Annotated in this window: 21 protein-coding genes and 1 other annotated feature; of the genes, 19 read left to right on the forward strand and 2 right to left on the reverse strand. The window is 34.9% G+C overall.

The window, feature by feature from the left end:
• Positions 1–30 precede the first annotated feature (30 nt).
• The gene (locus ACWNMZ_RS12835) at positions 31–816 is read right to left on the reverse strand and encodes an AraC family transcriptional regulator (protein WP_031536594.1); all 786 of its coding nucleotides are present in this window, start codon (positions 814–816) and stop codon (positions 31–33) included.
• Between the two features lie 447 nt (positions 817–1,263).
• Here ACWNMZ_RS12835 and ACWNMZ_RS12840 point away from each other — a divergent pair, with 447 nt between their 5' ends.
• Together ACWNMZ_RS12840 and ACWNMZ_RS12845 are read left to right on the forward strand one after the other, a co-directional pair.
• A complete protein-coding gene (locus tag ACWNMZ_RS12840; protein ID WP_441130462.1) occupies positions 1,264–3,024 on the forward strand; it encodes an ABC transporter transmembrane domain-containing protein in 1,761 nt (586 codons plus the stop codon).
• Positions 3,014–4,795 (forward strand): ABC transporter ATP-binding protein, encoded by a 1,782-nt coding sequence (locus ACWNMZ_RS12845; protein WP_031536596.1) that lies wholly within the window; start codon positions 3,014–3,016, stop codon positions 4,793–4,795. Before ACWNMZ_RS12840 ends, ACWNMZ_RS12845 begins: the two co-directional genes overlap by 11 nt.
• A gap of 395 nt (positions 4,796–5,190) precedes the next feature.
• Here the strand turns inward: ACWNMZ_RS12845 and ACWNMZ_RS12850 are convergent, their stop codons facing one another.
• Positions 5,191–6,108, reverse strand: a complete 918-nt coding sequence (locus tag ACWNMZ_RS12850; protein ID WP_284561206.1) for a Na/Pi symporter — start codon at positions 6,106–6,108, stop codon at positions 5,191–5,193.
• Between the two features lie 343 nt (positions 6,109–6,451).
• Between ACWNMZ_RS12850 and rpsU the strand changes: the two genes are divergently transcribed.
• The 17 genes from rpsU (at position 6,452) to glyS (ending at position 22,546) form a co-directional block, all read left to right on the forward strand.
• Positions 6,452–6,625, forward strand: coding sequence for a 30S ribosomal protein S21 (gene rpsU, locus ACWNMZ_RS12855; RefSeq protein WP_003152957.1), 174 nt, complete (start codon positions 6,452–6,454; stop codon positions 6,623–6,625).
• Between the two features lie 17 nt (positions 6,626–6,642).
• A complete protein-coding gene (locus ACWNMZ_RS12860) occupies positions 6,643–7,086 on the forward strand; it encodes a GatB/YqeY domain-containing protein (RefSeq protein WP_235247986.1) in 444 nt (147 codons plus the stop codon).
• A 380-nt stretch (positions 7,087–7,466) separates the two neighbouring features.
• Positions 7,467–8,807: an NfeD family protein gene (locus tag ACWNMZ_RS12865; protein ID WP_446715447.1), complete on the forward strand. Its 1,341-nt coding sequence runs from the start codon at positions 7,467–7,469 to the stop codon at positions 8,805–8,807.
• Complete coding sequence (gene floA, locus ACWNMZ_RS12870; protein WP_031536601.1) at positions 8,807–9,808, forward strand: flotillin-like protein FloA; 1,002 nt, start codon at positions 8,807–8,809, stop codon at positions 9,806–9,808. Before ACWNMZ_RS12865 ends, floA begins: the two co-directional genes overlap by 1 nt.
• Before the next feature lie 24 nt (positions 9,809–9,832).
• Entirely contained in the window at positions 9,833–10,285 is a 453-nt protein-coding gene (locus ACWNMZ_RS12875; protein ID WP_031536602.1) for a hypothetical protein, read from the forward strand.
• A 225-nt stretch (positions 10,286–10,510) separates the two neighbouring features.
• Complete coding sequence (gene yqfC, locus ACWNMZ_RS12880; protein ID WP_016202973.1) at positions 10,511–10,795, forward strand: sporulation protein YqfC; 285 nt, start codon at positions 10,511–10,513, stop codon at positions 10,793–10,795.
• Between the two features lie 14 nt (positions 10,796–10,809).
• Complete coding sequence (yqfD, locus tag ACWNMZ_RS12885) at positions 10,810–12,003, forward strand: sporulation protein YqfD (protein ID WP_284561208.1); 1,194 nt, start codon at positions 10,810–10,812, stop codon at positions 12,001–12,003.
• Positions 12,000–12,965, forward strand: a complete 966-nt coding sequence (locus tag ACWNMZ_RS12890; RefSeq protein ID WP_031536604.1) for a PhoH family protein — start codon at positions 12,000–12,002, stop codon at positions 12,963–12,965. Before yqfD ends, ACWNMZ_RS12890 begins: the two co-directional genes overlap by 4 nt.
• A gap of 302 nt (positions 12,966–13,267) precedes the next feature.
• Positions 13,268–15,439 (forward strand): HD family phosphohydrolase, encoded by a 2,172-nt coding sequence (locus ACWNMZ_RS12895; RefSeq protein ID WP_235247998.1) that lies wholly within the window; start codon positions 13,268–13,270, stop codon positions 15,437–15,439.
• A 12-nt stretch (positions 15,440–15,451) separates the two neighbouring features.
• Positions 15,452–15,922, forward strand: coding sequence for an rRNA maturation RNase YbeY (gene ybeY / locus ACWNMZ_RS12900; protein ID WP_031536606.1), 471 nt, complete (start codon positions 15,452–15,454; stop codon positions 15,920–15,922).
• Complete coding sequence (locus ACWNMZ_RS12905) at positions 15,900–16,298, forward strand: diacylglycerol kinase family protein (RefSeq protein WP_031536607.1); 399 nt, start codon at positions 15,900–15,902, stop codon at positions 16,296–16,298. The genes ybeY and ACWNMZ_RS12905 overlap by 23 nt, the downstream gene beginning before the upstream one ends.
• Before the next feature lie 506 nt (positions 16,299–16,804).
• Positions 16,805–17,206, forward strand: coding sequence for a cytidine deaminase (cdd, locus tag ACWNMZ_RS12910; RefSeq protein ID WP_031536608.1), 402 nt, complete (start codon positions 16,805–16,807; stop codon positions 17,204–17,206).
• Positions 17,196–18,110, forward strand: coding sequence for a GTPase Era (gene era, locus ACWNMZ_RS12915; RefSeq protein WP_031536609.1), 915 nt, complete (start codon positions 17,196–17,198; stop codon positions 18,108–18,110). The genes cdd and era overlap by 11 nt, the downstream gene beginning before the upstream one ends.
• A gap of 191 nt (positions 18,111–18,301) precedes the next feature.
• The gene (locus tag ACWNMZ_RS12920; protein WP_065429142.1) at positions 18,302–18,445 is read left to right on the forward strand and encodes a YqzL family protein; all 144 of its coding nucleotides are present in this window, start codon (positions 18,302–18,304) and stop codon (positions 18,443–18,445) included.
• Between the two features lie 33 nt (positions 18,446–18,478).
• Positions 18,479–19,234, forward strand: a complete 756-nt coding sequence (gene recO, locus ACWNMZ_RS12925; protein WP_235248001.1) for a DNA repair protein RecO — start codon at positions 18,479–18,481, stop codon at positions 19,232–19,234.
• Positions 19,235–19,308: 74 nt separating this feature from the next.
• Positions 19,309–19,483, forward strand: a binding site (T-box leader).
• 113 nt (positions 19,484–19,596) lie between these two features.
• Positions 19,597–20,487 carry a glycine--tRNA ligase subunit alpha gene (gene glyQ, locus ACWNMZ_RS12930; RefSeq protein ID WP_031536611.1) on the forward strand — a complete coding sequence of 297 codons (891 nt, stop codon included), beginning with the start codon at positions 19,597–19,599 and terminating at the stop codon, positions 20,485–20,487.
• Entirely contained in the window at positions 20,480–22,546 is a 2,067-nt protein-coding gene (gene glyS / locus ACWNMZ_RS12935; RefSeq protein ID WP_235248003.1) for a glycine--tRNA ligase subunit beta, read from the forward strand. The genes glyQ and glyS overlap by 8 nt, the downstream gene beginning before the upstream one ends.
• Positions 22,547–22,724 lie beyond the last annotated feature (178 nt).

Below are 22,724 nucleotides of genomic sequence, written 5' to 3' on the forward strand. Positions count from 1 at the left end.
AGGTTTTTTTCATTCAAACGGCATGTAATACTAATAATTTTCCAAATAAATTTTTCGATAATTACTCGGAGTTGTATTCATAAGTTTTTCGAAATTACGATTAAAGCTACGAATATTTCGATATCCGACTATATCGGCAATTTCTGTAATTTTGCTATCCGTAGTTTTTAATAATTGAGATGCCAATGTGACACGATGTCCATTAAGAAAATCAACGAACGGAACTTTCAGTATCTTTGTGAAAAATCTAGATAGGTAGGAATAGTCATAGCCAAATTTTTGTGATAAATCTTTTAATGAAAGCTCCTCGGTAAAATGATTTTGGATATAATTCAGTAAATCATGTAATAAATATTCATCTCTTCTTGCTTCCTCTTTAAAGGTTGTTTGATTTAACAATTCAGCACAAATCAAATAAAGGACACCTTTTTTGGCTATCATCGAGCTTTTATTAGTCATTAATATCTCCTTAATCATCTCACTAATACCGGGCTGTAAGCGGAATATAGGTTCGATTAAATCTTTATTTTTGCTTAATTGAAAAAATTGATTAACAAACTCTGGAGAAAAGACATAAATCCAGGCATGGTTTTTATTTTTACTTTGCATACTATGTATTTGATTCGAAAGAACGAAAGCGCTTTCTCCTTTGTGAAGGGTATAGGTTTTATTTTGGATTGTAAGATTCAGTGTCCCTTCATCGACCATTACAAGCTCCATACTTCGATGAAAATGTGGAAGGATATTGGGATTGGTTGCCGAAATACGATCAAAATCTCCATTTTGTCCAAAATAATTAGATTGATAATATAACATTCAATATGCTCCTTTCAAGTCAAATTTTGTCCATAATTATACAATTTAAGTACTAGTTACGTCAATCAGTGATGACTAAAATTAATCTGTAATAAGAAAGGAATCTTTATTTCTTATTGCCCTATAAGTAGTCTTACTATACTAATAATGAGACTGCACATTTTTTATTCAAATGGCGTATGAGGATTTGTTAGCTAACAAAATGGCAAAAAGGATATGAAAGATAAATAGCCTATGCATAACAATGGACTCAGCAATGCTATAAAAAGATGGGAGAGATGAGAAAGACATGAAAACGAATTCAAGTTTTGTATACCCCCTTATATTTGTTTTGAGAGATATTATTGATTTTACGTAGTGAATTTCGTTTTATACGAATATTAAGATGTCTTTGCAAATATCATTTTTGAAGTAAACAAATTAAAAAAGAAAGAGTGTAGATTCCTATTGAATAATTATCAATGGATTTGGAGTTATGTAAAGAAGAATAAGAAAAAAGTAATTACCGCAACATTGATTTTATTGGCAAATTCCTTTTTTGTAGTGATTATTCCTATATTAAGTGGAAGGCTAATTGATGAAGTCATTGAGAATAATCAAGTACAACTTTTAGTTCCAATTCTGTTAGCGATGGTAGGAGCAACACTTATTAGAACCGTTACCCGTTACATATACCAATTATTATATGAAAAAGTTGGTCAGGATGCACAGTTTGATATCAGGCAAGACATGTATAAGAAGCTTCAAGAGCTTGATTTTGATTTCTTTAATCATAATAGAGTGGGAGATATTATGGCGAGAATGACGGGGGATATGGACGCCATACGTCATTTCGTTTCATGGGTATGCTATAACATAGCCGAATGTGTCGTTTGGTTTGTTGTAGCTATTATCGTAATGATGAATATTGATTGGAAATTAACTTTAGGATTAGTTGCAGTCACGCCAATTATTTTTATTTTTACACAAAAAATGTCCAGGGCAGCACACCCAGTATTTTTAGAAATTAGAGAAAGTTTTTCAAGGCTGAATTCAATGGTAGAAGAAAATATTAGTGGGAACAGAGTAGTCAAAGCATTTTCGCGGGAAGAATACGAAATTGAAAAGTTCAATCATTTCAATAATGATTATCAAAAGCGTAATCTGGATTCTGCCAATGTGTCAAAAAAATACTTACCATGGTTAGATGGCTTTGCAGGTATGCTCGCTGTTATCACATTATTGCTAGGCGGATTATTTGTTATTCAAGGAAGCATGACAATTGGGGATTTAGTTGCTTTTAATGGATTCATGTGGTTATTAAATATGCCAATGCGAATGAGCGGATGGTTAATAAATGATGTACAGCGTTTTAATGCATCTTGTGTAAAAATAAGAAATTTATTAAAAACAGAACCACAGATTAGAGTGGAAGAAAGAAAGCAAACGAAGAAAATTTCCGGCTACGTAACGTTTAAAAATGTCTCCTTTGCGTTTTCTGATGATCCAGAAACGCAAATATTAAAAAATGTGTCCTTTGCAGTCCGACCAGGACAAACGGTTGGAATATTAGGGGAAACAGGGTCAGGTAAATCTACACTAGTTAACTTGATTGCCAGATTCTATGATCCGACTGAAGGGGAAGTATTAATTGATCACGTAAATGCAAAAGAATGGCCTGTACGAAAGCTCCGTGATCAGATTTCCATGGTTATGCAAGATATCTTCTTATTCTCAAATACAATTGAAGAAAACATTTCTTTTGGAAAGCCATTTTTGAATATAGAACAGATACAGCGAGTTGCTGCTATAGCAGATGCTCATAATTTTATCGTCAGAATGCCCGAGGGCTACAATACCATTGTGGGAGAGCGTGGAGTTGGTCTATCAGGCGGACAAAAGCAAAGGATTTCCTTAGCAAGAGCATTAGCAAAAGATCCATCCATCTTAATCTTGGACGATACAACCTCTGCGGTAGATATGGAAACAGAAAGTAAAATCCAAAAGGAATTAAATCAGCTAACCGAAGATAAAACAACCTTCATTATTGCACACCGAATTTCTTCTGTAAGAGATGCGGATTTTATTTTAGTTCTCGACAAAGGGGAAGTGAAAGAGCAGGGTACGCATATGGAGCTTGTAGCGAAAAAAGGGCTGTATTACGATGTTTATAAAAGGCAGCTAGGACTAGTTGAGCAGGAAGAAGGGGGAGCAACCATTGGCCCGTAATAAATTTAATGTTGATGAAGAATTAGAAACCGAATTTAACTGGAGTCACTATAAACGTATCGGTGCATATATTAAACCTTATAAAAAGGCATTGTTTATTACATTGCTGATCATATTAACTGCCAATGTTGCAGGGATGCTCGGTCCATTTTTTACGAAAATAGCAATCGATGAAATTATCCCAGATAAAAATATTCCGCTATTAATTGGACTTAGTATACTATTTTTGTTATCCCTTATCGTTATTGGAATATGTATGCGTTATAGAATTCAATGGATTACACGTATCGGTCAAAATATTTTAAAGGATATGCGTTTGGATATTTTTCAGCATTTGCAAAAGTTACCTTTTTCTTATTTTGATAATCGTCCACATGGAAAAATATTAATAAGAGTAGTTAACTATATTAATACACTTAGTGATTTATTAAGCAACGGATTAATTAATCTAATCTCAGATATTATCAGTGTTATTATTACTTTGATTTTTATGTTTGCGATTGATGCTAAATTAACATTATACAGTTTAGCTCTGCTCCCTATTTTAGGAATATTGGTATGGGTTATTAAAAATATGCAAAGAAAAGCATATCAAGTGTTAAGTAACAAACAATCCAACATGAATGCATATATTCATGAAAGTATTGCAGGGATTAAGATTACACAATCATTTGCAAGAGAAGATGAGAATTATGAAATATTTGATGAAGTGAGCAATGAAACCCGAACCTCTTGGATGAAGGCTGTTTCCATTCAGTTTCTACTCTGGCCAGGTGTACAAAACATCTCTGTGTTGACAACAAGTTTAATTTACTTTGTAGGAATCCGTCAGATTGGGGTGGATGTTAGTACAGGTACACTTGTTGCTTTTATTGGCTATGTAAATAACTTTTGGAATCCAGTAATTAATATGGGGAACTTTTATAATGCGCTTATTACAGCGTCTGCTTATTTAGAACGAATTTTTGAAACGCTAGATGTAGAGCCAGATATTAAAGATAATCCTAAAGCCATTCAAATGCCGACTATTAAAGGAAACGTAACATTTGATCATGTATCTTTCCGTTATGAAGAAGGGAAAAACATTCTAAACGATGTCAGTTTCCATATTAATGCGGGAGAAAGCATTGCTTTAGTAGGACCAACTGGTGCAGGAAAGTCAACCATTATAAATTTACTTAGCAGGTTCTATGATGTTAATGAAGGAAGCGTAAAAATTGATGATATCGATGTACGAGATGTCACATTGAAATCACTGCGTTCTCAAATGGGGGTAATGCTTCAAGACACTTTTGTATTTTCAGGAACAATCCTTGATAATATTCGTTATGGAAAATTGGATGCAACAGAAGATGAAATAATCACAGCGGCTAAAATTGTCAGGGCAGATGACTTCATTAAAGATCTAAAGGATGGATATCATACGGTTGTTGAAGAACGAGGCAGTACTTTATCAGCAGGACAAAGACAATTAATATCCTTTGCAAGGGCACTTTTAGCAAATCCCAAAATATTGATCTTAGATGAAGCGACTAGTAGTATTGATACCAAAACAGAGGAGCTTCTACAAGAAGGGATAACGGAATTACTAAAGGGAAGAACTTCTTTTATTATCGCTCATCGCTTATCGACCATTAAAAATAGCAGTCAAATATTCTATATAGATGGAGGAAGAATTGCGGAAAAAGGTACCCATGACGAGCTAATGGCTTTAAAAGGATTATATTATCATTTATATCAATCACAATATGATTTACTTAAAGTTATGTGAAAAAGAGACTGGGACATAAGTATTTCGGTCATAAATAAACCCGCCCCCCAACCATACAAGCGTTTCGTATGGTTGGGGGGCGGGTTTTTAATCAGTTTATAAAAGGCTGTTTCAGTAAAGTTGGGATAGTAATATCAACAGCCTAAAATACACTTCGCTTTCCAAAGGAGTGCTATCTCCTCGGAAAACATATGAAAATACCCAATTTAAAAGTGGGCTACCAATAATTATGGTTAAATTGCTGTTTCAGTATTCTCCATTAGTTAAGTCAAAATGCCTCGTTCATCGCGCGACGTATCGCAATGGAATGAATTGGTTTCGCCGATTGATTATTTACAGATAGACAATTTAGTTTTGTCTAAGCCTCCTCTATTATCAAGAAAATAAGCAAAATTTCAGCTATGTATACGCATTATTAATTTGCCAAAACGCTCGGCAAAGGGTAGAACAAGTAGGGAAGATAGGACATTAAATAAAAGGCTTGCATGGGCAAGTTGAACATCGATGTCAGCAGTCATATTTTTAACGGTAGCTGCTAATATGTCAATGAAAGGATAGAATAGAATAACTCCTCCTATATTTAGCCAAATATGAGCATATGCACATAGCTTTGAGCTTTTTTCTGTTCCTATTGATGCTAAATAAGAAGTAATACATGTGCCGATATTAGAGCCAAGCATAATGGCTATAGCAATTTCTATTGGAAGCATGCCGGCCACTAAAAAACCCATCATAATCCCAATTGTTGCCGTGCTCGATTGAATCAAGGCAGTAACGCCAATGCCAACTAAAAGAGCAATAATAGGTTGATCAGCTAATTGTAGAAAAAAAGTGTTTAAAAGGGGATGGTCTTCAATCATCCCTGCAAAATATTTAAATCCACGCATCGTTGTAAATACAGTAGCAATTCCGAATAATATGAATCCAATACTTCTTAATTGGGATTTGTTAATTATCATAAATAGGACACCGATGATAGCAAGCGGAAGTAAATAATCATTGATGTTGAAAGTGATGAATTCAGTTGTTAATGTGGTCCCAATATTGGTTCCTAAAATAATGCCAATGGATTGAGGAAAGGATAAAACTCTGGCGGAAATCAGCCCAATCGTAAGCACCATTACGGCAGCACTGCTTTGGAGTAATGCTGTAATTAAAATCGAGATAATTAACCCTTTCCAAGGTTTATCTGTTAATTTTTCGAGCAAGCCTTTAAGAGATTTGGAAGATAAATTAAATAAACCTGTCCGTAAAAGGGTCATCCCAAAAATAAATAATAGGATAAGAACGATAAAAAGTATAAGATAAATCATTATATATTTCCTCCTCTATGAAAACTATATGAAGAAAAGGCTGTGGACATGTCATCTGCGGCTAAATAAATGATGGAGAAGGTAGCATAAGTTACTTATATAAGTTCTTGTCATGACATATGTTTATAATGACCTATAGAGGGAAAAATAAAGGACGAGAAAGGAATGGAGGGAGAAAAGGGCTGATTATTGTATAAAACACCCTTTTTTTACGTTTTTTTTAAAACAATTTGTCTAACTAGGTCAAATACGGTTGACCTTGTCACTTTGATATATTATAATGTCAAGGTACATGGAAACCATGTTGATGTTAGTGTGTTGTGTTCGGAGGGAGGGAAAGAGAATGTCTAAAACCGTCGTTCGTAAAAACGAATCGCTTGAAGATGCTCTTCGTCGCTTCAAACGTTCAGTATCAAAAACTGGTACTTTGCAGGAAGCTAGAAAGCGCGAATTCTACGAGAAACCAAGTGTGAAACGTAAGAAAAAATCAGAAGCAGCAAGAAAACGTAAGTTCTAAGAGAGGGTGTAGCAAAATTGAGTCTTCTCGAACGTTTAAACAATGATATGAAGCAAGCGATGAAAAACAAAGAAAAAGATAAACTAGTTGTGATTCGAATGATTAAGGCTGCCATTCAGAATGAAAGCATTAAGCTTGGTAGAGATCTTTCTGAAGAAGACGAGTTATCTGTCCTTTCTCGCGAAGTAAAACAACGCAAAGACTCCCTCCATGAGTTTGAGAAAGCAGGTCGTGAAGATCTTGTTGACAAAATACGTGCGGAGTTAAAACATGTTGAAATATATATGCCTGAACAACTTTCAGAAGAGGAACTATCTGAAATTGTGAAACAAGCAATTGATGAAACAGGTGCTTCTTCAAAGAAAGAAATGGGAAAAGTGATGGCTGCTTTAATGCCTAAGGTAAAAGGAAAAGCAGACGGTTCACTAGTAAATAAACTTGTACAACAACACCTTTCATAAATAAGTTTATGTTTTAAAGGCTGCAGACTATGTCTGCAGCCTTTTTACATCTACTTTCCCTGCTCTCAGTAGAATAAGAATCAATTGTAATCTGATGAACATTCTCGGAAGATGGGTGTGTCAAAAGCCCTTAAGGCAAAGTAGTTCATCTAACTCAGTGGAGGACAAAGAAAAAACCCCCTTTTATTTATTTGAACGAAGTGCTTTCTTTTAATGTTGAAGTAATTTTAGAAGATTACTGTTTTATCTTAAACTAAAAAACATATAATGAAGATAGTCTTTAAAAAAATATAAATTAAAATGAAACTTTTTTTAAAATGAAACGTATACATAGCCATAGTGTTTTAAATACTAAAACGTTTGGGGAAGGAGGGAGAATTCTGAGAAGACATAAGAAACGATTATTGCTTTCTCTTCTTTTTATCTTTTTACTATCAATAATACCTAGTGTAATCAGTGCGAATAACGAAGAAGTCGTGTATGTTGTGCCGATTAAAAACACTGTTGAAAAAGGTTTAAGTGAGTTTATAAATCGAGCCATAACGGAAGCTGAAGAAAATCAAGCTAGTGCGATTATTTTTGATATGAATACACCTGGCGGAGATGTTTCGGCTGCTATTGAAATAGGAAAAAGAATTTCTGAAACGGATGTTAAAACCATAACCTATATTAATCAAGATGCTATTTCAGCAGGTTCCTATATTGCATTAAATACCGATAAAATCTATATGGTGGAGGGAAGCAGGATAGGATCGTCTGGCGTTATTGACGGACAAGGAAATGCAGCAGATGAAAAAGCGCAATCTTACTGGATATCCGCAATGAAGGGAGCAGCAGAGAAGAAAGGAAGAGATCCAATTTATGCAATGGCGATGGCTGATAAATCTATAGCCATTCCTGGAATGAAAGAAGAAGGGACCTTTTTAACCTTAACTTCAACAGAAGCAGAAGAGGTAAACTATTCGGATGGTACAGTCGATAATTTAGATAAACTACTTGAAGAACTTGGTTTACAGAATGCGAAGGTAGAAAGAGTAGATGAAAGCTTTGCAGATAAAATTGCAAGATTTGTAACAAATCCAATTATTATTCCTATTTTATTGTCAATTGGGAGTCTAGGGTTAATAATTGAGTTATATTCACCTGGTTTTGGCTTACCCGGAATTGCGGGGCTTTCTGCATTGTTATTATTTTTCTATGGGCATCTAGTTGCAGGCCTTGCTGGATATGAAAGTCTTATTCTCTTTGTTATAGGTATACTCTTGATAATACTGGAATTCTTTGTTGTTGGAGGAATAGCAGGAGCGATAGGGATTATTGCTGTAATTGCAAGTATGTTTCTTGCGAGTGGAGATATTGCAGTAATCGGGATAAGTCTTTTAATCGCAATAGGAGTTTCCATTATTGCGTCTATCTTATTAGTAAAGGTGTTTGGTAGAAAAATGAAATTCTTTAGAAAAATTATATTAACCGACTCAACCAACACGGAAAGTGGGTATGTTTCCAATCAAAATCGCAAGGAATTGATTGGAAAAATAGGTACGACCCTAACTGCATTACGTCCTGCTGGAGTGGTCCTTGTTGACGATGAAAGAATCGATGTAGTAAGTGAGGGAAGTTTTATTGATAAAGAGAAGAAAGTAAAAATTGTAAAAGCAGAAGGTTCAAGAATTGTAGTTAGAGAAATACTACCGATAGATATACTTAAGGAGGATGAGTAATGTTAGTAGGCGGATTTGAAATTTTTTGGATTATTGTAGTAGTATTAGCAATTATTTTGTTAGGGGTGCTATTAACATTTGTGCCTGTAATGCTATGGATTTCTGCTTTAGCAGCAGGAGTGAGAATTAGCATTTTCACGTTAATAGGGATGCGTTTAAGAAGGGTTATTCCTAGTCGAGTTGTTAATCCGTTGATTAAAGCACATAAAGCTGGCTTAAATGTAACGATTAATCAATTAGAAAGCCACTATCTTGCTGGCGGGAATGTAGATAGAGTTGTAAATGCATTAATCGCTGCACATCGAGCGAACATTGAACTATCATTTGAACGATGTGCTGCTATTGATTTGGCAGGACGTGATGTATTAGAAGCTGTTCAAATGAGTGTTAATCCAAAAGTAATTGAAACACCATTTATTGCTGGTGTAGCGATGGATGGTATTGAGGTAAAAGCAAAAGCAAGAATTACAGTTCGTGCTAATATTGAAAGACTAGTAGGGGGAGCTGGTGAAGAAACAATTGTAGCCAGAGTTGGCGAAGGTATTGTTTCTACGATCGGTTCTTCAAGTAATCATAAAAAAGTTCTGGAAAATCCAGATATGATTTCTCAAACTGTTTTATCAAAAGGCCTAGATGCCGGGACTGCCTTTGAAATTCTGTCGATTGATATTGCGGATGTGGATATCGGCAAAAACATCGGAGCTGAATTACAAACAGAGCAAGCAGAAGCAGATAAGAAAATCGCGCAAGCAAAAGCGGAAGAGCGCAGAGCGATGGCTGTTGCCCAAGAACAAGAGATGAAAGCAAAAGTACAAGAAATGCGTGCGAAGGTTGTGGAGGCAGAAGCAGAAGTACCAATGGCTATGTCTGATGCATTGCGTTCAGGAAATATCGGCGTAATGGATTATATGAATTTACAAAATATTACTGCTGATACGGAAATGAGAGGCTCCATTGGCAAATTGTCAGATGATCAAAAAAATAAAGATGATAATGAGTAACTTTAAAAAAGGGAGGGAGAAAATTTGGAATTTATCGGAATAATCATAGCGATTGCAGCTTTTCTCTTCTCTTCTTTATTTGATAATAGTAAAAAACAGGCTCCTAAGCCAAAAAGACCACAGATACCTAAGCCTGTAAAGACGGAAAGGAACAGAGAATCAACCGTTCTGAGGGTCCCTGAAAAGGCGAAAAAAGCAGTGGAGAAAGCAGTGGAGAAAGAGAATCCCCTTTCTGAGTTAGAAAGGCTACATCGAGAAAATGCAAGCTTACAGAAGAAGATTAAGATGATGGAAAAGCAAAGGAGTAGAGGGGTTCAATCACCTCTCCCAAAAAAGGAAGACAGTGCTGATGCTGAAGGGCTGTTTACGAAGGATAATGTTATTCAAGCGGTAGTGTTTTCTGAAGTTCTAAGTGCTCCTAGAGCAAGAAACCCGCATAGAGCATCCATGCACCGTAAAGGAAAGAATAGGGTCTAAAAAAATGAAGAGTTATTACCATGCAGTCTTTTTTCTGCGTGGTAATAACTCTTTTTTAGTTTAATAAATAGATGAGATGAAAATATCCTCTAAAAAAGCGTAGAGGTATCTCTGTTTTTCTTAGCATAATGTAAATCTCCCTGAATATGATGATAGTAAGTGTAAGAAAGTGTACCGTCTACCTAGAGAATCTCATAAAAGAGAGGAAAGGGGGGTTCTTTTTTTATGGCTAAAAAGTGGGGACACAACTTGCGGAACTGGATGATTAAAAATTTAGAACTTCCTCAAGATGTCATGATGGACTTACCTAGAATCACAATGATTGGACAAATACATATTTATGTAGAGAACCACCGTGGATTAATAACCTTTTCAGATAAAGAATTGCGTCTGCTTCTAAAACAAGGTCAACTCCTTATTAAAGGAAAAGGATTTGTTATTAAAACAATATTACCAGAAGAAATATTATTAGAAGGAAAAATTGATCAAGTTTTATACATAAATGAATGATTTGGGAGGAAAATATGAAAAATCATTGGCTAGAATATATATCAGGGATAATTACAGTGAAAGCTACAGGCAAAGGATTGGAACGCTTTTTAAATAGGCTATTAAAAAATGATATTTCTGTCTGGAACGTAAAGAAACATGGACCGCATGCTGTAACTTTTCAAATTAGTTTGAAAAAAGTTCACCGACTTCGTCATTTAGTGAGAGGCAGCGGAATAAAAATAGAGTTTCAGCGCAGAGCTGGAGCTCCATTTCTATATAAAAGATTGTGGAAGAACAGTGGGTTTGTTATTGGGATTTTCCTCTTTCTTGGATTAGTTATTGCCTTATCAAATATGGTTTGGGGAATCGAAATTAAAGGAGCGAATCCAGCAACAGAATATCAGATACGTAAGCAGCTTGATAAGATGGATATTAAAATTGGGAAGTCTCAATTTTTTGCAAAAGAATTAGATGAAATCCAAGCGGAATTAACGAATAATATTGATGCAATTACATGGATTGGTGTGGAGCTAAAAGGGACAACTTATCATTTTCAAGTTGTGGAAAAAAATGAACCCGAGAAAAAAGAAGAAGTGGGACCACAAAACTTAGTGGCAACGAAAAAAGCGACAATCGTAACAGATTTTGTGGAATCTGGTACGAAACAATATACACTTAATGAAGTGGTAAGAAAAGGACAATTATTAGTTGCTGGCACAATAGGAAAGGAAGATCATACCAAAAATGTTTCTGCTAAAGGGAAAGTATGGGGCGAAGTATGGTATACGACAGAAGTAACAGTTCCTTTAGAAACAACGTTCCAAGTATTTAATGGAGAAGAAAAGCAAAAATTTTATATAAAGCTTGGTAAGTGGAATATCCCAATATGGGGTTTTGGGAAAATGGAGTATAAGGAGTATGAAAAAGAGGAGAATGAAACGAACGTTAAGTTTTTTAAATGGGAGTTACCAATTAAGGTTGTCGATAAAACGTATCGAGAAAAGGAAATCGTAAAAAGAGGATATAGTGAGAAAGAAGCTGTAAAGAAAGGAAAGGAAGATGCGAGGAAGGATATATTGAAACGAATTGGTGAAGATGGGAAAATTAAGGAAGAAAAAATTTTACAACGCGATATAAAGAATGGTAAAGTAAAACTAAATATAGCTTTTACAACAATAGAAAACATTGCGAAAGCACAACCTCTAACTCAAGGAGATACAGAATGACAGAAGATTTAAAAACGATGAATGTTAAATTGAAAGATCCAAACGAAGCTATTGCTTTACTTGGTAATGGAGATAGCAATCTGCAAGTACTTGAAAAAGAATTAGATTGTAACATCGTAACAAGAGGAGAAACGCTGCTTGTTTCTTCTGAAAGTCCTGATTCGATAGAGCTTGTTGGAGAAATTGTTGAGAAACTTTTACAAGTCATCCGAAAGGGTGTGTCAATTAGTCAACGAGACGTGATATATGCGATTTCTTTGGCAAAGAAAGGGACACTCGAATACTTCGGGTCATTATACGATGAAGAAATAGCCAAAACGGTTAAAGGAAAATCCATTAGAGTAAAAACGATTGGTCAAAGTGAGTATATCCGATCTATTAGACGAAATGATTTAGTGTTTGGTATTGGTCCTGCAGGTACTGGGAAGACGTATTTAGCCGTTGTAATGGCAGTAAATGCTTTAAAGAGCGGTAAAGTGAATAGAATCATATTAACCAGACCTGCTGTTGAGGCTGGCGAAAGCTTAGGGTTCTTGCCGGGAGATCTTAAAGAAAAAGTGGATCCGTATTTACGTCCGTTATATGATGCACTGCACGATGTCCTTGGTATGGAGCATACAACACGTTTAATTGAACGAAACACGATTGAAGTAGCCCCACTCGCATATATGCGTGGTAGAACATTGGATGATGCATTTGTTATATTGGATGAAGCCCAGAATACAACCAATGCACAAATGAAAATGTTTCTAACAAGACTTGGATTTGGTTCCAAGATGGTGATTACTGGTGATAAAACACAAATAGATTTGCCAAAAGGTGTCAAATCAGGTTTAGTGGTTGCAGAACAAATTTTGCAAAAAGTGAACGGAATAGGTTTAGTACAATTAGAAGAGAGCGATGTTGTAAGACATCCGCTAGTTGGAAAAATTATCAATGCATATGGAAAGCAGGAAAATTAACATTCAAAGGGGCAATCTCATTACTTAGGGGATTGTTCTTTTTTTATTTGTTTAAGTTTTAAGAAACATGAATTATTTCGAAAAAGGGTGAAAACAATCGAAAAAACTGTTATCATTTTACATATCATAAGTTTTTTTCTAATGCGATAGCGGCTTTACTTATCTATATAGAAAGTGCAGGTTAAGCCTCAAACCAACTGCATAGTAAGAAGTTACAACTAGATAGGTTAAGGATGAAGAAATAGGTTCAAGATGAGAATATGAAAGCAAATCAACCTATTTTTTAACGATAGGAGGTAAATATGAACATTTGGCAGAGAATAAGTAATAATTTAATCAAACTAATGAATATCACTTTTTTTAAAATAACTCTTTTTGTTCTTATTGGTGTCATTTTATTCTTTACCCTCTATGGAAACGTAAAGCCAGAAAAATTAAATGTGCAGCTTTTTTCTGTAGCAGATCAAACGATTCGTTCACCAATAACGGTAGAAGATAAGGAAAGTACGGAGAAAAAGAAAGAAGAAGCGAAAAACCAGGTACAGGATGTATATGTTGTAAATAAGGAAATTGCACAAAATCGTGTCGATTTAATATCTTCCATATTTGATTCTGTTACAGAAGTAAATAATGAAGTAGAGAAAGAATTAGAAGAAAAACGAAAAAAAGCGGAAGAAGACGATAAAGATAAGGAGTCAATAAAAGAACCAACTGTTGATGAAAAGCTCGAGTTGCTAAAAGGAAAGCTAACAAATGAAGTAACGAACGAAATTATGGATCGATCTTTAAAATCCCTTATTCCTTATTCAGAAGATCAATTAGAAATAGCAAAAGATATTACAGTTACAGCAATACATACAGTGATGAACGGAAAGATTCCGTCAGATGAAGTAGAAAATGCTAAAAAAAGAGTAGAGGATATTTTAAAAGTCAATGATGGTTTGACATCTGATTTGAAGAGCGCAAGTATTGATCTAGGTAGGTTTGCAATCATTCAAAATGAGTTCTATGATCCGACAGCAACAGAGGAAATGCGTCAACAAGCAGTGGATAATGTAGAGTCGATAAGGGTCCTTCAAGGGCAGGTTTTGGTGGAAGAGGGACAATTGATCAGCAGAGAAATTCAAAGACAGCTTGAACTTGTTGGTTTGTTAGATAGTGATAATTCGATTCAACCATTTATCGGTCTATGTATCATTATTTTAGCAATACTTTCGTTGTTATATTTTTATATATTTAAAAGAACAACAAAGGAAACGGAGAAAAATATTCTATTCTATTTAATGTTCTTTATCATATTAAGTGTAACCATCGTACTGATGAAAACAATAAGTGTATTTCAGCAGTTTGAATATACGGAAATCGGGTATATTTTTCCGGCGGCGATGGCGGTTATGCTAATAAAAATATTAATGGAAGAAAAATCAGCCATTTTGGTAACGATTATCCTTGCGATATGTGGAATGATTATGTTTAATGAAGGGGTCGCTGGAACTTTTAATGTAGGCATGGGTATTTACATTATCGCAAGTGGTTTAGCAGGAATACTCTTTCTAAACAAAAGAAATCAACGTACCAATATTCTTTATGCAGGATTCTTTATTTCTTTCATCAATATTGTTACCATATTAGCGATATTGTATTTGCAAAATGGTCATTATGGTGCAAAGGAATATGGTGTTTTTATATTGCTGGCAATAATTTCAGGGATAAGTTCCGCTGTTTTAACAATTGGATTTCTTCCTTTCCTTGAAACAGGATTCGGTGTTCTTTCTACAATCAAGTTAATTGAGCTATCAAATCCAAATCATCCGCTTTTACGTAAAATTTTAACAGAAGCGCCTGGCACCTATCATCACAGTGTTATGGTTGCCAATTTAGCGGAATCTGCCTGTGAAGCAATTGGAGCTAATGGTTTACTAGCAAGGGTGGGCTGTTATTATCATGATATAGGTAAAACAAAAAGACCACACTTCTTTATTGAAAATCAAATGAATATGGGAAATCCCCATGATCGTATTCCACCACAGGCAAGTAAAAATATTATTATTGCCCATGCCACAGATGGCGCTGAATTGTTAAGAAAATACAAGCTTCCGAAGGAAATAGTCGATATTGCGGAACAGCATCATGGAACTTCGTTATTAAAATATTTTTATTTTAAAGCAAAAGAAAAGGGTGGAGAGGTAAATGAAAGTGATTACCGTTACCCTGGCCCAAAGGCACAGACAAGAGAAGTAGCCATTATTGGGATTGCAGATAGTGTGGAAGCCGCAGTTAGAAGCATGAATGCTCCTACAACAGACCAAATTGATTCTTTAATTAAAAACATTATCTCTGACCGTTTGCAAGATGGACAATTAGACGAATGTGATTTAACATTGAAGGAATTAGATATTGTTCGAAATACATTGAGCGAAACACTAAAAGGGATTTTTCATTCACGAATCGAATATCCTGAAATGAAAAAGTAAAGGAAGTAGAATATGAATTTAGAGATTGATTTTATTGATGAAACGGAAAAAATAAAGGAAAGTGAAATAACCAAAATTCATGAACTTCTTCAATTTGCAGCGAAAAAACAAAATCTGCAGGGAGAGATTGAGTTGTCAATCACTTTTGTCCATAATGATCAAATTCAAGAAATAAATAAGGAATATAGAGAAAAAGACCAACCAACAGATGTTATTTCTTTTGCACTTGAGGAATTAGGAGAAGGGGAGACACCATTAGTTGGCGAAGGACTTCCTAGAATGTTAGGAGATATTGTCATTTCCATTGATAAAGCGGAGGAGCAGGCAAAAGAATATGGTCATTCTTATATGCGAGAACTTGGATTTTTATCTGTTCATGGATTTTTGCATTTATTGGGATATGACCATATGACAAAGGAAGAAGAAGAAGTAATGTTTACTCTTCAAAAGGATATTTTAGATGAATTCGGATTACAAAGATAAAAGAATTCGCAAAAACAGTCAATTATCCTCCTTTCGCTTAGCTATATCAGGAATATTAACCGCTATTAAACAAGAAAGAAATGTAAAGATTCATTTGGTTATTTCGATTTTTGTCATTGTATTAGGGATTATAAATGATCTCTCAAAACAAGAGTGGCTGTTTATTGCTTTTTGTATTGGCTTAGTAATAAGTTTAGAACTAATAAATACAGCCATTGAACGCGTGGTAGATCTTGTTACCGATAAATACCATCCATTGGCAAAAGAGGCTAAGGATATAGCTGCAGGTGCTGTATTTGTAGCAGCGATTCTTTCTGTTATAGTCGGTGGAATCATTTTTATTCCAAAAATAGTGGAAGCTATTACGGGCGGCTAAAAAAATAAAAACAGAGTGGTTATCTAGTAAAACTAGACGAAAAATAGCTAAAGAATGCATTTGGCTTTTGGTCTAGTTTTTTTGATAGCCTTTTTGTTTTAGGCTTTTAATAAAGATATTGCTATAGACAAATACAGGCAGTAAAATTCTAATACTTGGCCATCTAGCCAAAACAAACAATAAGCGACAAACTCCTTACTTCTGCCCCTTTATTGTAAATACAAATTAGTATATAATTTTAAGACAGTACATAGTAAATAGGGTCAATTGATACGAAAGTTTGTAAACGTTGATACTTTTCTTTAAAATAATTTGAAGGCTAATATATTCCTTCTTACAAAGGGATAACTAAATGTAAGATATTATTTTAAGATAAAGCTTTACTAAAAAAATGGTAAGTGAGTCGAGACAATTGACAACTCGCCGCCATTTAAGCGTCTATTTATACACCCAAATGTTAACTGCAAAATGGAAATAAAAAACTGCAAAGGAAAAGAGGGGTTTACATGAAAAAAGAACTTCTAATAGAAGAAGCTAAGCTTGCTCGTGAGAAAGCATACGTTCCCTACTCGAAATTCAAGGTAGGTGCGGCGCTTCTTTCCGAAAATGGAACCGTTTATCATGGTTGTAATATTGAAAATGCAGCCTATAGTATGACAAACTGTGCGGAAAGAACAGCCTTGTTTAAAGCGGTATCAGAAGGTGATACTAGCTTTAAGAAGCTTGTCGTTATTGCTGATACAGAGGGACCTGTTTCTCCTTGTGGGGCTTGCAGACAAGTAATTTCTGAGCTGTGTCCTAAAGACATGGAAGTAGTATTGACAAATTTAAAAGGCGACATACAAACATTAACTGTGGCAGAATTATTGCCAGGAGCATTTTCACCGGAGGATTTACATGAACATTAATAACCAATCAGAGCATAAATCAGGATTTATATCCATTATCGGAAGACCAAATGTAGGAAAATCTACGTTTTTAAATCGCGTAATTGGCCAAAAGATTGCCATAATGAGCGACAAGCCACAAACGACGAGAAATAAAGTTCAAGGTGTATTAACAACAGATGATTCCCAGCTCATATTTATTGATACACCTGGAATTCATAAGCCAAAGCATCGACTTGGTGATTTTATGATGAAGGTAGCCCAAAATACGTTGAAAGAAGTGGATCTAATCCTCTTCATGGTTAATGCGGAAGAAGGATTTGGAAAAGGCGAAGAATTTATTCTTGAAAAATTCCAGACAGTTAAGACGCCGATATTTTTAGTGATTAATAAAATTGATACAATTCATCCAGATCAATTATTTTCGATTATTGAATCATATAAAGAAAAATATCCATTTAAAGAGATTATTCCTATCTCTGCTTTAGAGGGAAATAATGTGGAAACATTATTAACGCAAATAAAAAAATATTTGCCAGAAGGACCACAGTTTTATCCGGCTGATCAAGTAACCGATCATCCAGAACGCTTTATTGTTTCAGAATTAATAAGAGAAAAAGCACTTCATTTAACAAGAGAGGAAATTCCTCACTCCCTTGCAGTCGTCATTGAGAAAATGGAGAGAAAACCAAACGATGTTATTAATGTAATGGCAACAATCATCGTTGAGCGTGATTCTCAAAAAGGGATTATTATTGGTAAACAAGGAAGCATGCTGAAAGAGATTGGAAAAAGAGCGAGAACAGATATCGAAAATCTTCTCGGAAATAAGGTTTACTTAGAGTTATGGGTAAAGGTGCAAAAAGATTGGCGTAATAAAATGACACAGCTCCGTGACTTCGGCTTTAGAGAAGACGAATATTAATTAGTTGTTTTTTTAGCGAATAGATATATTTTACTCGACCTGCAAAAACCGTCATGGTTTGAATTCATAGGTATTAAAAAATTATACATGCGATCAATTAACAATATTTTCGTCTCATGATTTTATAAAGACAGGCTATGATAAGATTAAAGTTATAAACAGCTAGTTAAAATCGAAAGGTGGGGTTTTACATGTTAGACTTTACCTGGAAAGTTTTTTCCAAAACAGGTAACATTGATACTTATCTACTCTTTAAAGAATTAGAAAAGACTAATCATGAAATACCAGGAATGCAAGAAGAGGAACTAGCAGAACTTGATTATCCCATCTCATAGCGCTGTCCTTATAGTAAGGGATGGTGAATGGTGATGCTGGAAAAGTGTGAAGGAATTGTTATTAGATCAATTGACTACGGTGAATCAAATAAAATTGTTACTCTCTTTACAAGAGAATGGGGAAAGGTTGGGGTTATGGCAAGAGGTGCAAAAAAGCCAAACAGCAGACTTTCTGCTGTAACCCAACCTTTTGTCTATGGCTATTTTCTCGTTCAGCGTAGTAGTGGATTAGGTCTTTTGCAGCAGGGCGATATTATTTCTAGCATGCGTGGATTAAAAGAGGATATTTTTCTTACCGCATATGCAAGCTACATAGTAGAGCTTACTGACAAATGTACAGATGAAAAAAAGCCAAATCCTTTTCATTTCGAATTATTATTTCAAACTTTGAATTATATGAATGAAGAATTTGACCCGGAAATTCTAGTGAACATTTATGAATTAAAAATGTTAAACGGTTTGGGATTATATCCAACATTAGATCGTTGTGTTTTTTGTGGAGCAACAGAAGGCCATTTTTCTTTTTCCATACGAGAAGGAGGATTGGTCTGTCATCAATGCTTGGAAAAAGATCCATATCATTATAAAATTTCTCAGGCTACTGTGAAGCTTCTCCGGATTTTTTATTTTATGGATATATCACGACTAGGAAGTATTTCAGTAAAAGATACGACAAAGAAAGAACTTAGTATGATTATTGATGCTTATTATGAAGAATATTCAGGGTTATATTTGAAATCTAAAAAATTTATCCAATCCATGAAAAAATTGGGAGATGCTTTTACATAAGAACTAAATTTTGATTCCAATTGGTTGCAAGGTTGACAATCAAAAAAAATTTCGCTATTATTCATGTAAATAAGAGTGTTGCGTTGAAAAGAAAGTAGTACTTATTTCTCCTCATGAAAAGCGAGCTTGGGATAGTGAAAGCCAAGTGCATGAGTATTAAGGAAGGCGTTCTTGGAGCAACTGCGTATGAAAGTGGCTGTATGTATACAGCAAATAGGGTGGAACCGCGGGTTAACTCTCGTCCCTATGTCAAAAATTTGGCATAGAGACGAGAGTTTTTTTGTGTTTCTAAATTTAAAAGGTCTCGGCTAAAGTTTCTATGCTAAATAATGATTTATCAATTTCGGAGGTGTATTTAAGCAATGAATATTCAAAACATGATTTTAACATTGCAGAAACATTGGTCAGATTATGGTTGTATTTTGATGCAGGCATATGATGTGGAAAAAGGTGCAGGAACAATGAGTCCTTACACTTTTTTAAGAGCGATAGGTCCTGAGCCTTGGAATGTGGCTTATGTAGAGCCATCGAGAAGACCTGCTGATGGAAGATATGGTGAAAATCCCAATCGCCTATATCAGCATCATCAATTTCAAGTTATCATGAAGCCATCGCCAGATAATATTCAAGAACTATACTTAGATTCTTTAAAGGCACTAGGCATTAATCCACTTGAGCATGATATCCGTTTTGTAGAGGATAACTGGGAGAATCCTTCTCTAGGCTGTGCTGGTCTCGGATGGGAAGTATGGCTTGATGGCATGGAAATCACACAATTTACTTATTTTCAACAAGTTGGCGGTATTGAATGTAAGCCAGTATCTGTTGAGATAACATACGGGATTGAACGATTGGCATCATACATTCAGGATAAAGAGAATGTTTTTGATTTAGAGTGGACAGATGGGTTTACAATCAAAGATATTTTTTATCAACCAGAATTTGAACATAGTAAATACACATTTGAAACATCTGATACAGAAATGCTATTTAATTTATTTTCCATTTATGAAAAAGAAGCACATAGACAAATGGACGAGGGTCTAGTACATCCTGCTTATGATTATGTATTAAAATGCTCTCATGTTTTCAATCTATTGGATGCTAAAGGGGCTATTTCTGTTACGGAAAGAACGGGATATATTGGAAGATGTAGAAATTTAGCACGTAAGATTGCCAAAACATTCTACGAAGAAAGAGAAAAATTAGGATTCCCAATTTTAAAAAGCAAGGAGGGAGAAAGTCATGAATAAAAGAGACTTGTTATTGGAAATTGGTTTAGAAGAAATGCCCGCTCGCTTCATCCCTGCTAGCATAGAGGCATTGAAGGGAAAAATGGAGTCATGGCTTAGTGAAAAGCAATTAGGCTATACTTCTGTTTATGCATTTTCTTCTCCTCGTAGATTGGCACTAGTTGTTGCTGGTTTAGATGAATCACAGCAAGATAGGGAAGAAGAAGCAAAAGGTCCTGCCAAACGAATTGCGCAAAGTGATAACGGAGAATGGTCTAAGGCAGCTGCTGGTTTTACTAGAGGACAAGGTTTAACAGTAGAAGATATATATTTTAAAGAAATAAATGGTGTAGAGTACGCTCACGTTAAAAAGTTCATAAAAGGACAACAAACGAGTATGTTATTGCCTGAATTAAAAGAATTGATTTTAAGCTTAACTTTTCCAAAAAATATGCGTTGGGCAAATAATGACTTACGTTACATACGCCCAATAAAATGGCTAATCGCATTATTCGGCGAGGAAGTAATACCTTTTTCTATCGCCAATGTAGAAACTTCCAATAAATCTCTCGGTCATCGCTTCCTTGGTGGAGAAATTGTTTTCAACAATCCATCTGATTATGAGAAAAAAATGTTAGCTCAGTATGTAATGGTTAATGCTGACGAACGTAAAGAGGCTATTGTTTCTCAAATTAAAAAATTAGAGGAAGAAAATAATTGGGTGATTCCAATCGATGCAGATTTATTAGATGAAGTAACCAATTTAGTTGAATATCCAACTACATTATTTGGTACTTTTGAAGAGTCGTTTTTAGAATTGCCTACAGAGGTATTAATCACTAGTATGAAGGAACACCAACGCTATTTCCCAGTGAAATCAAAGGAAGGAAAGCTGTTGCCATACTTTGTCACTGTTCGTAACGGTGATCATCAACATTTAGAAAAAGTTGCAAAAGGAAATGAGAAAGTTCTTAGAGCAAGACTTGCTGATGCAGCATTCTTCTATAAAGAAGATCAAAAACTAGTAATTGATGATCTTCTTAAAAAGTTGGAAACGATTGTTTATCACGAGGAAATCGGCACTTTAGCAGAAAAAGTTGCTCGAGTGCGAGCAATTGCCGCTTCCTTATCTGAAAAGCTAAATTTAACAAAAGAAGAACAACAGGATGTTGATAGAGCAGCACAAATTGCAAAGTTTGACCTTGTTACCAATATGGTTTATGAATTCCCAGAACTGCAAGGATTAATGGGAGAACGGTATGCTTTGCAAAAGGGAGAGAAAAAAGTAGTAGCTGCTGCTATAAACGAACATTATATGCCGCGCCATGCGGAGGATGAAACAGCTAAGAGTAATGTAGGGGCAGTCCTGGCACTTGCTGAAAAACTAGATACGATTGTCTCATTCTTTAGTATTGGCATGGTTCCGACAGGATCACAAGACCCTTACGCTTTAAGAAGACAGGCAACAGGAATTGTGCAGACGCTCATTGATAAAAACTGGAGTATATCCATTGAGAGCTTAGTCGATCTCACCATAAATGCAATGTCACATTCTTTAAAAGTAGCTGGTGAAGAACTAGTTGATTCCGTTCTTTCATTCTTTAAATTGCGTGTGAAGCATATTTTACAAGAAAAAGGCATTCGTTATGATATGATTGATGCCATATTAGCAGAAAAAATTGGTGGAGCAGCAAGTGTGTTAAGAAAAGCAAGCGTTCTTGAGCTTCGCAAGGGAGCTGCCGATTTTAAAGAAGGAATTGAAGCCCTAAGCAGAATCATCAATATTTCTAATAAGGTAACAACAATTTCCCCGGTTGATCCAAGTTTATTTGAAAACGAATATGAACATGAACTTTATAATCGTTTTCAAGATGTAATGGAAAAAATAAATTCAGAGGTAAATGAAGAAGAATATTTTAATTTATTATTCTCCTTAAAAGATGCTATTTCAGCATACTTTGATCATACTATGGTTATGGCTGATGAAGAAAAAGTGAAAGAAAATCGATTAAATCTGATGGTGGAAATAGCTTCCTATATTAAAGGATTTGCAAGTGTAAACGAAATAATTGTAAAGTAAGAATTAAATTGTTTTAAAAAGAGCTAGGCAGGGCCACCCCTACCTAGTTTCGTTTTGTAAGAATTTAATGGCGTGATAAGGAAAAGAACGAGCAAATGTTTTAAATATTATAGATAAAATAGATAACTTTGGATTCTTTTTCTTTTGATTCCGCCTATTTCGTATATAATAGTTAGTA

This window comes from Niallia sp. Marseille-Q9988 (assembly GCF_976954375.1).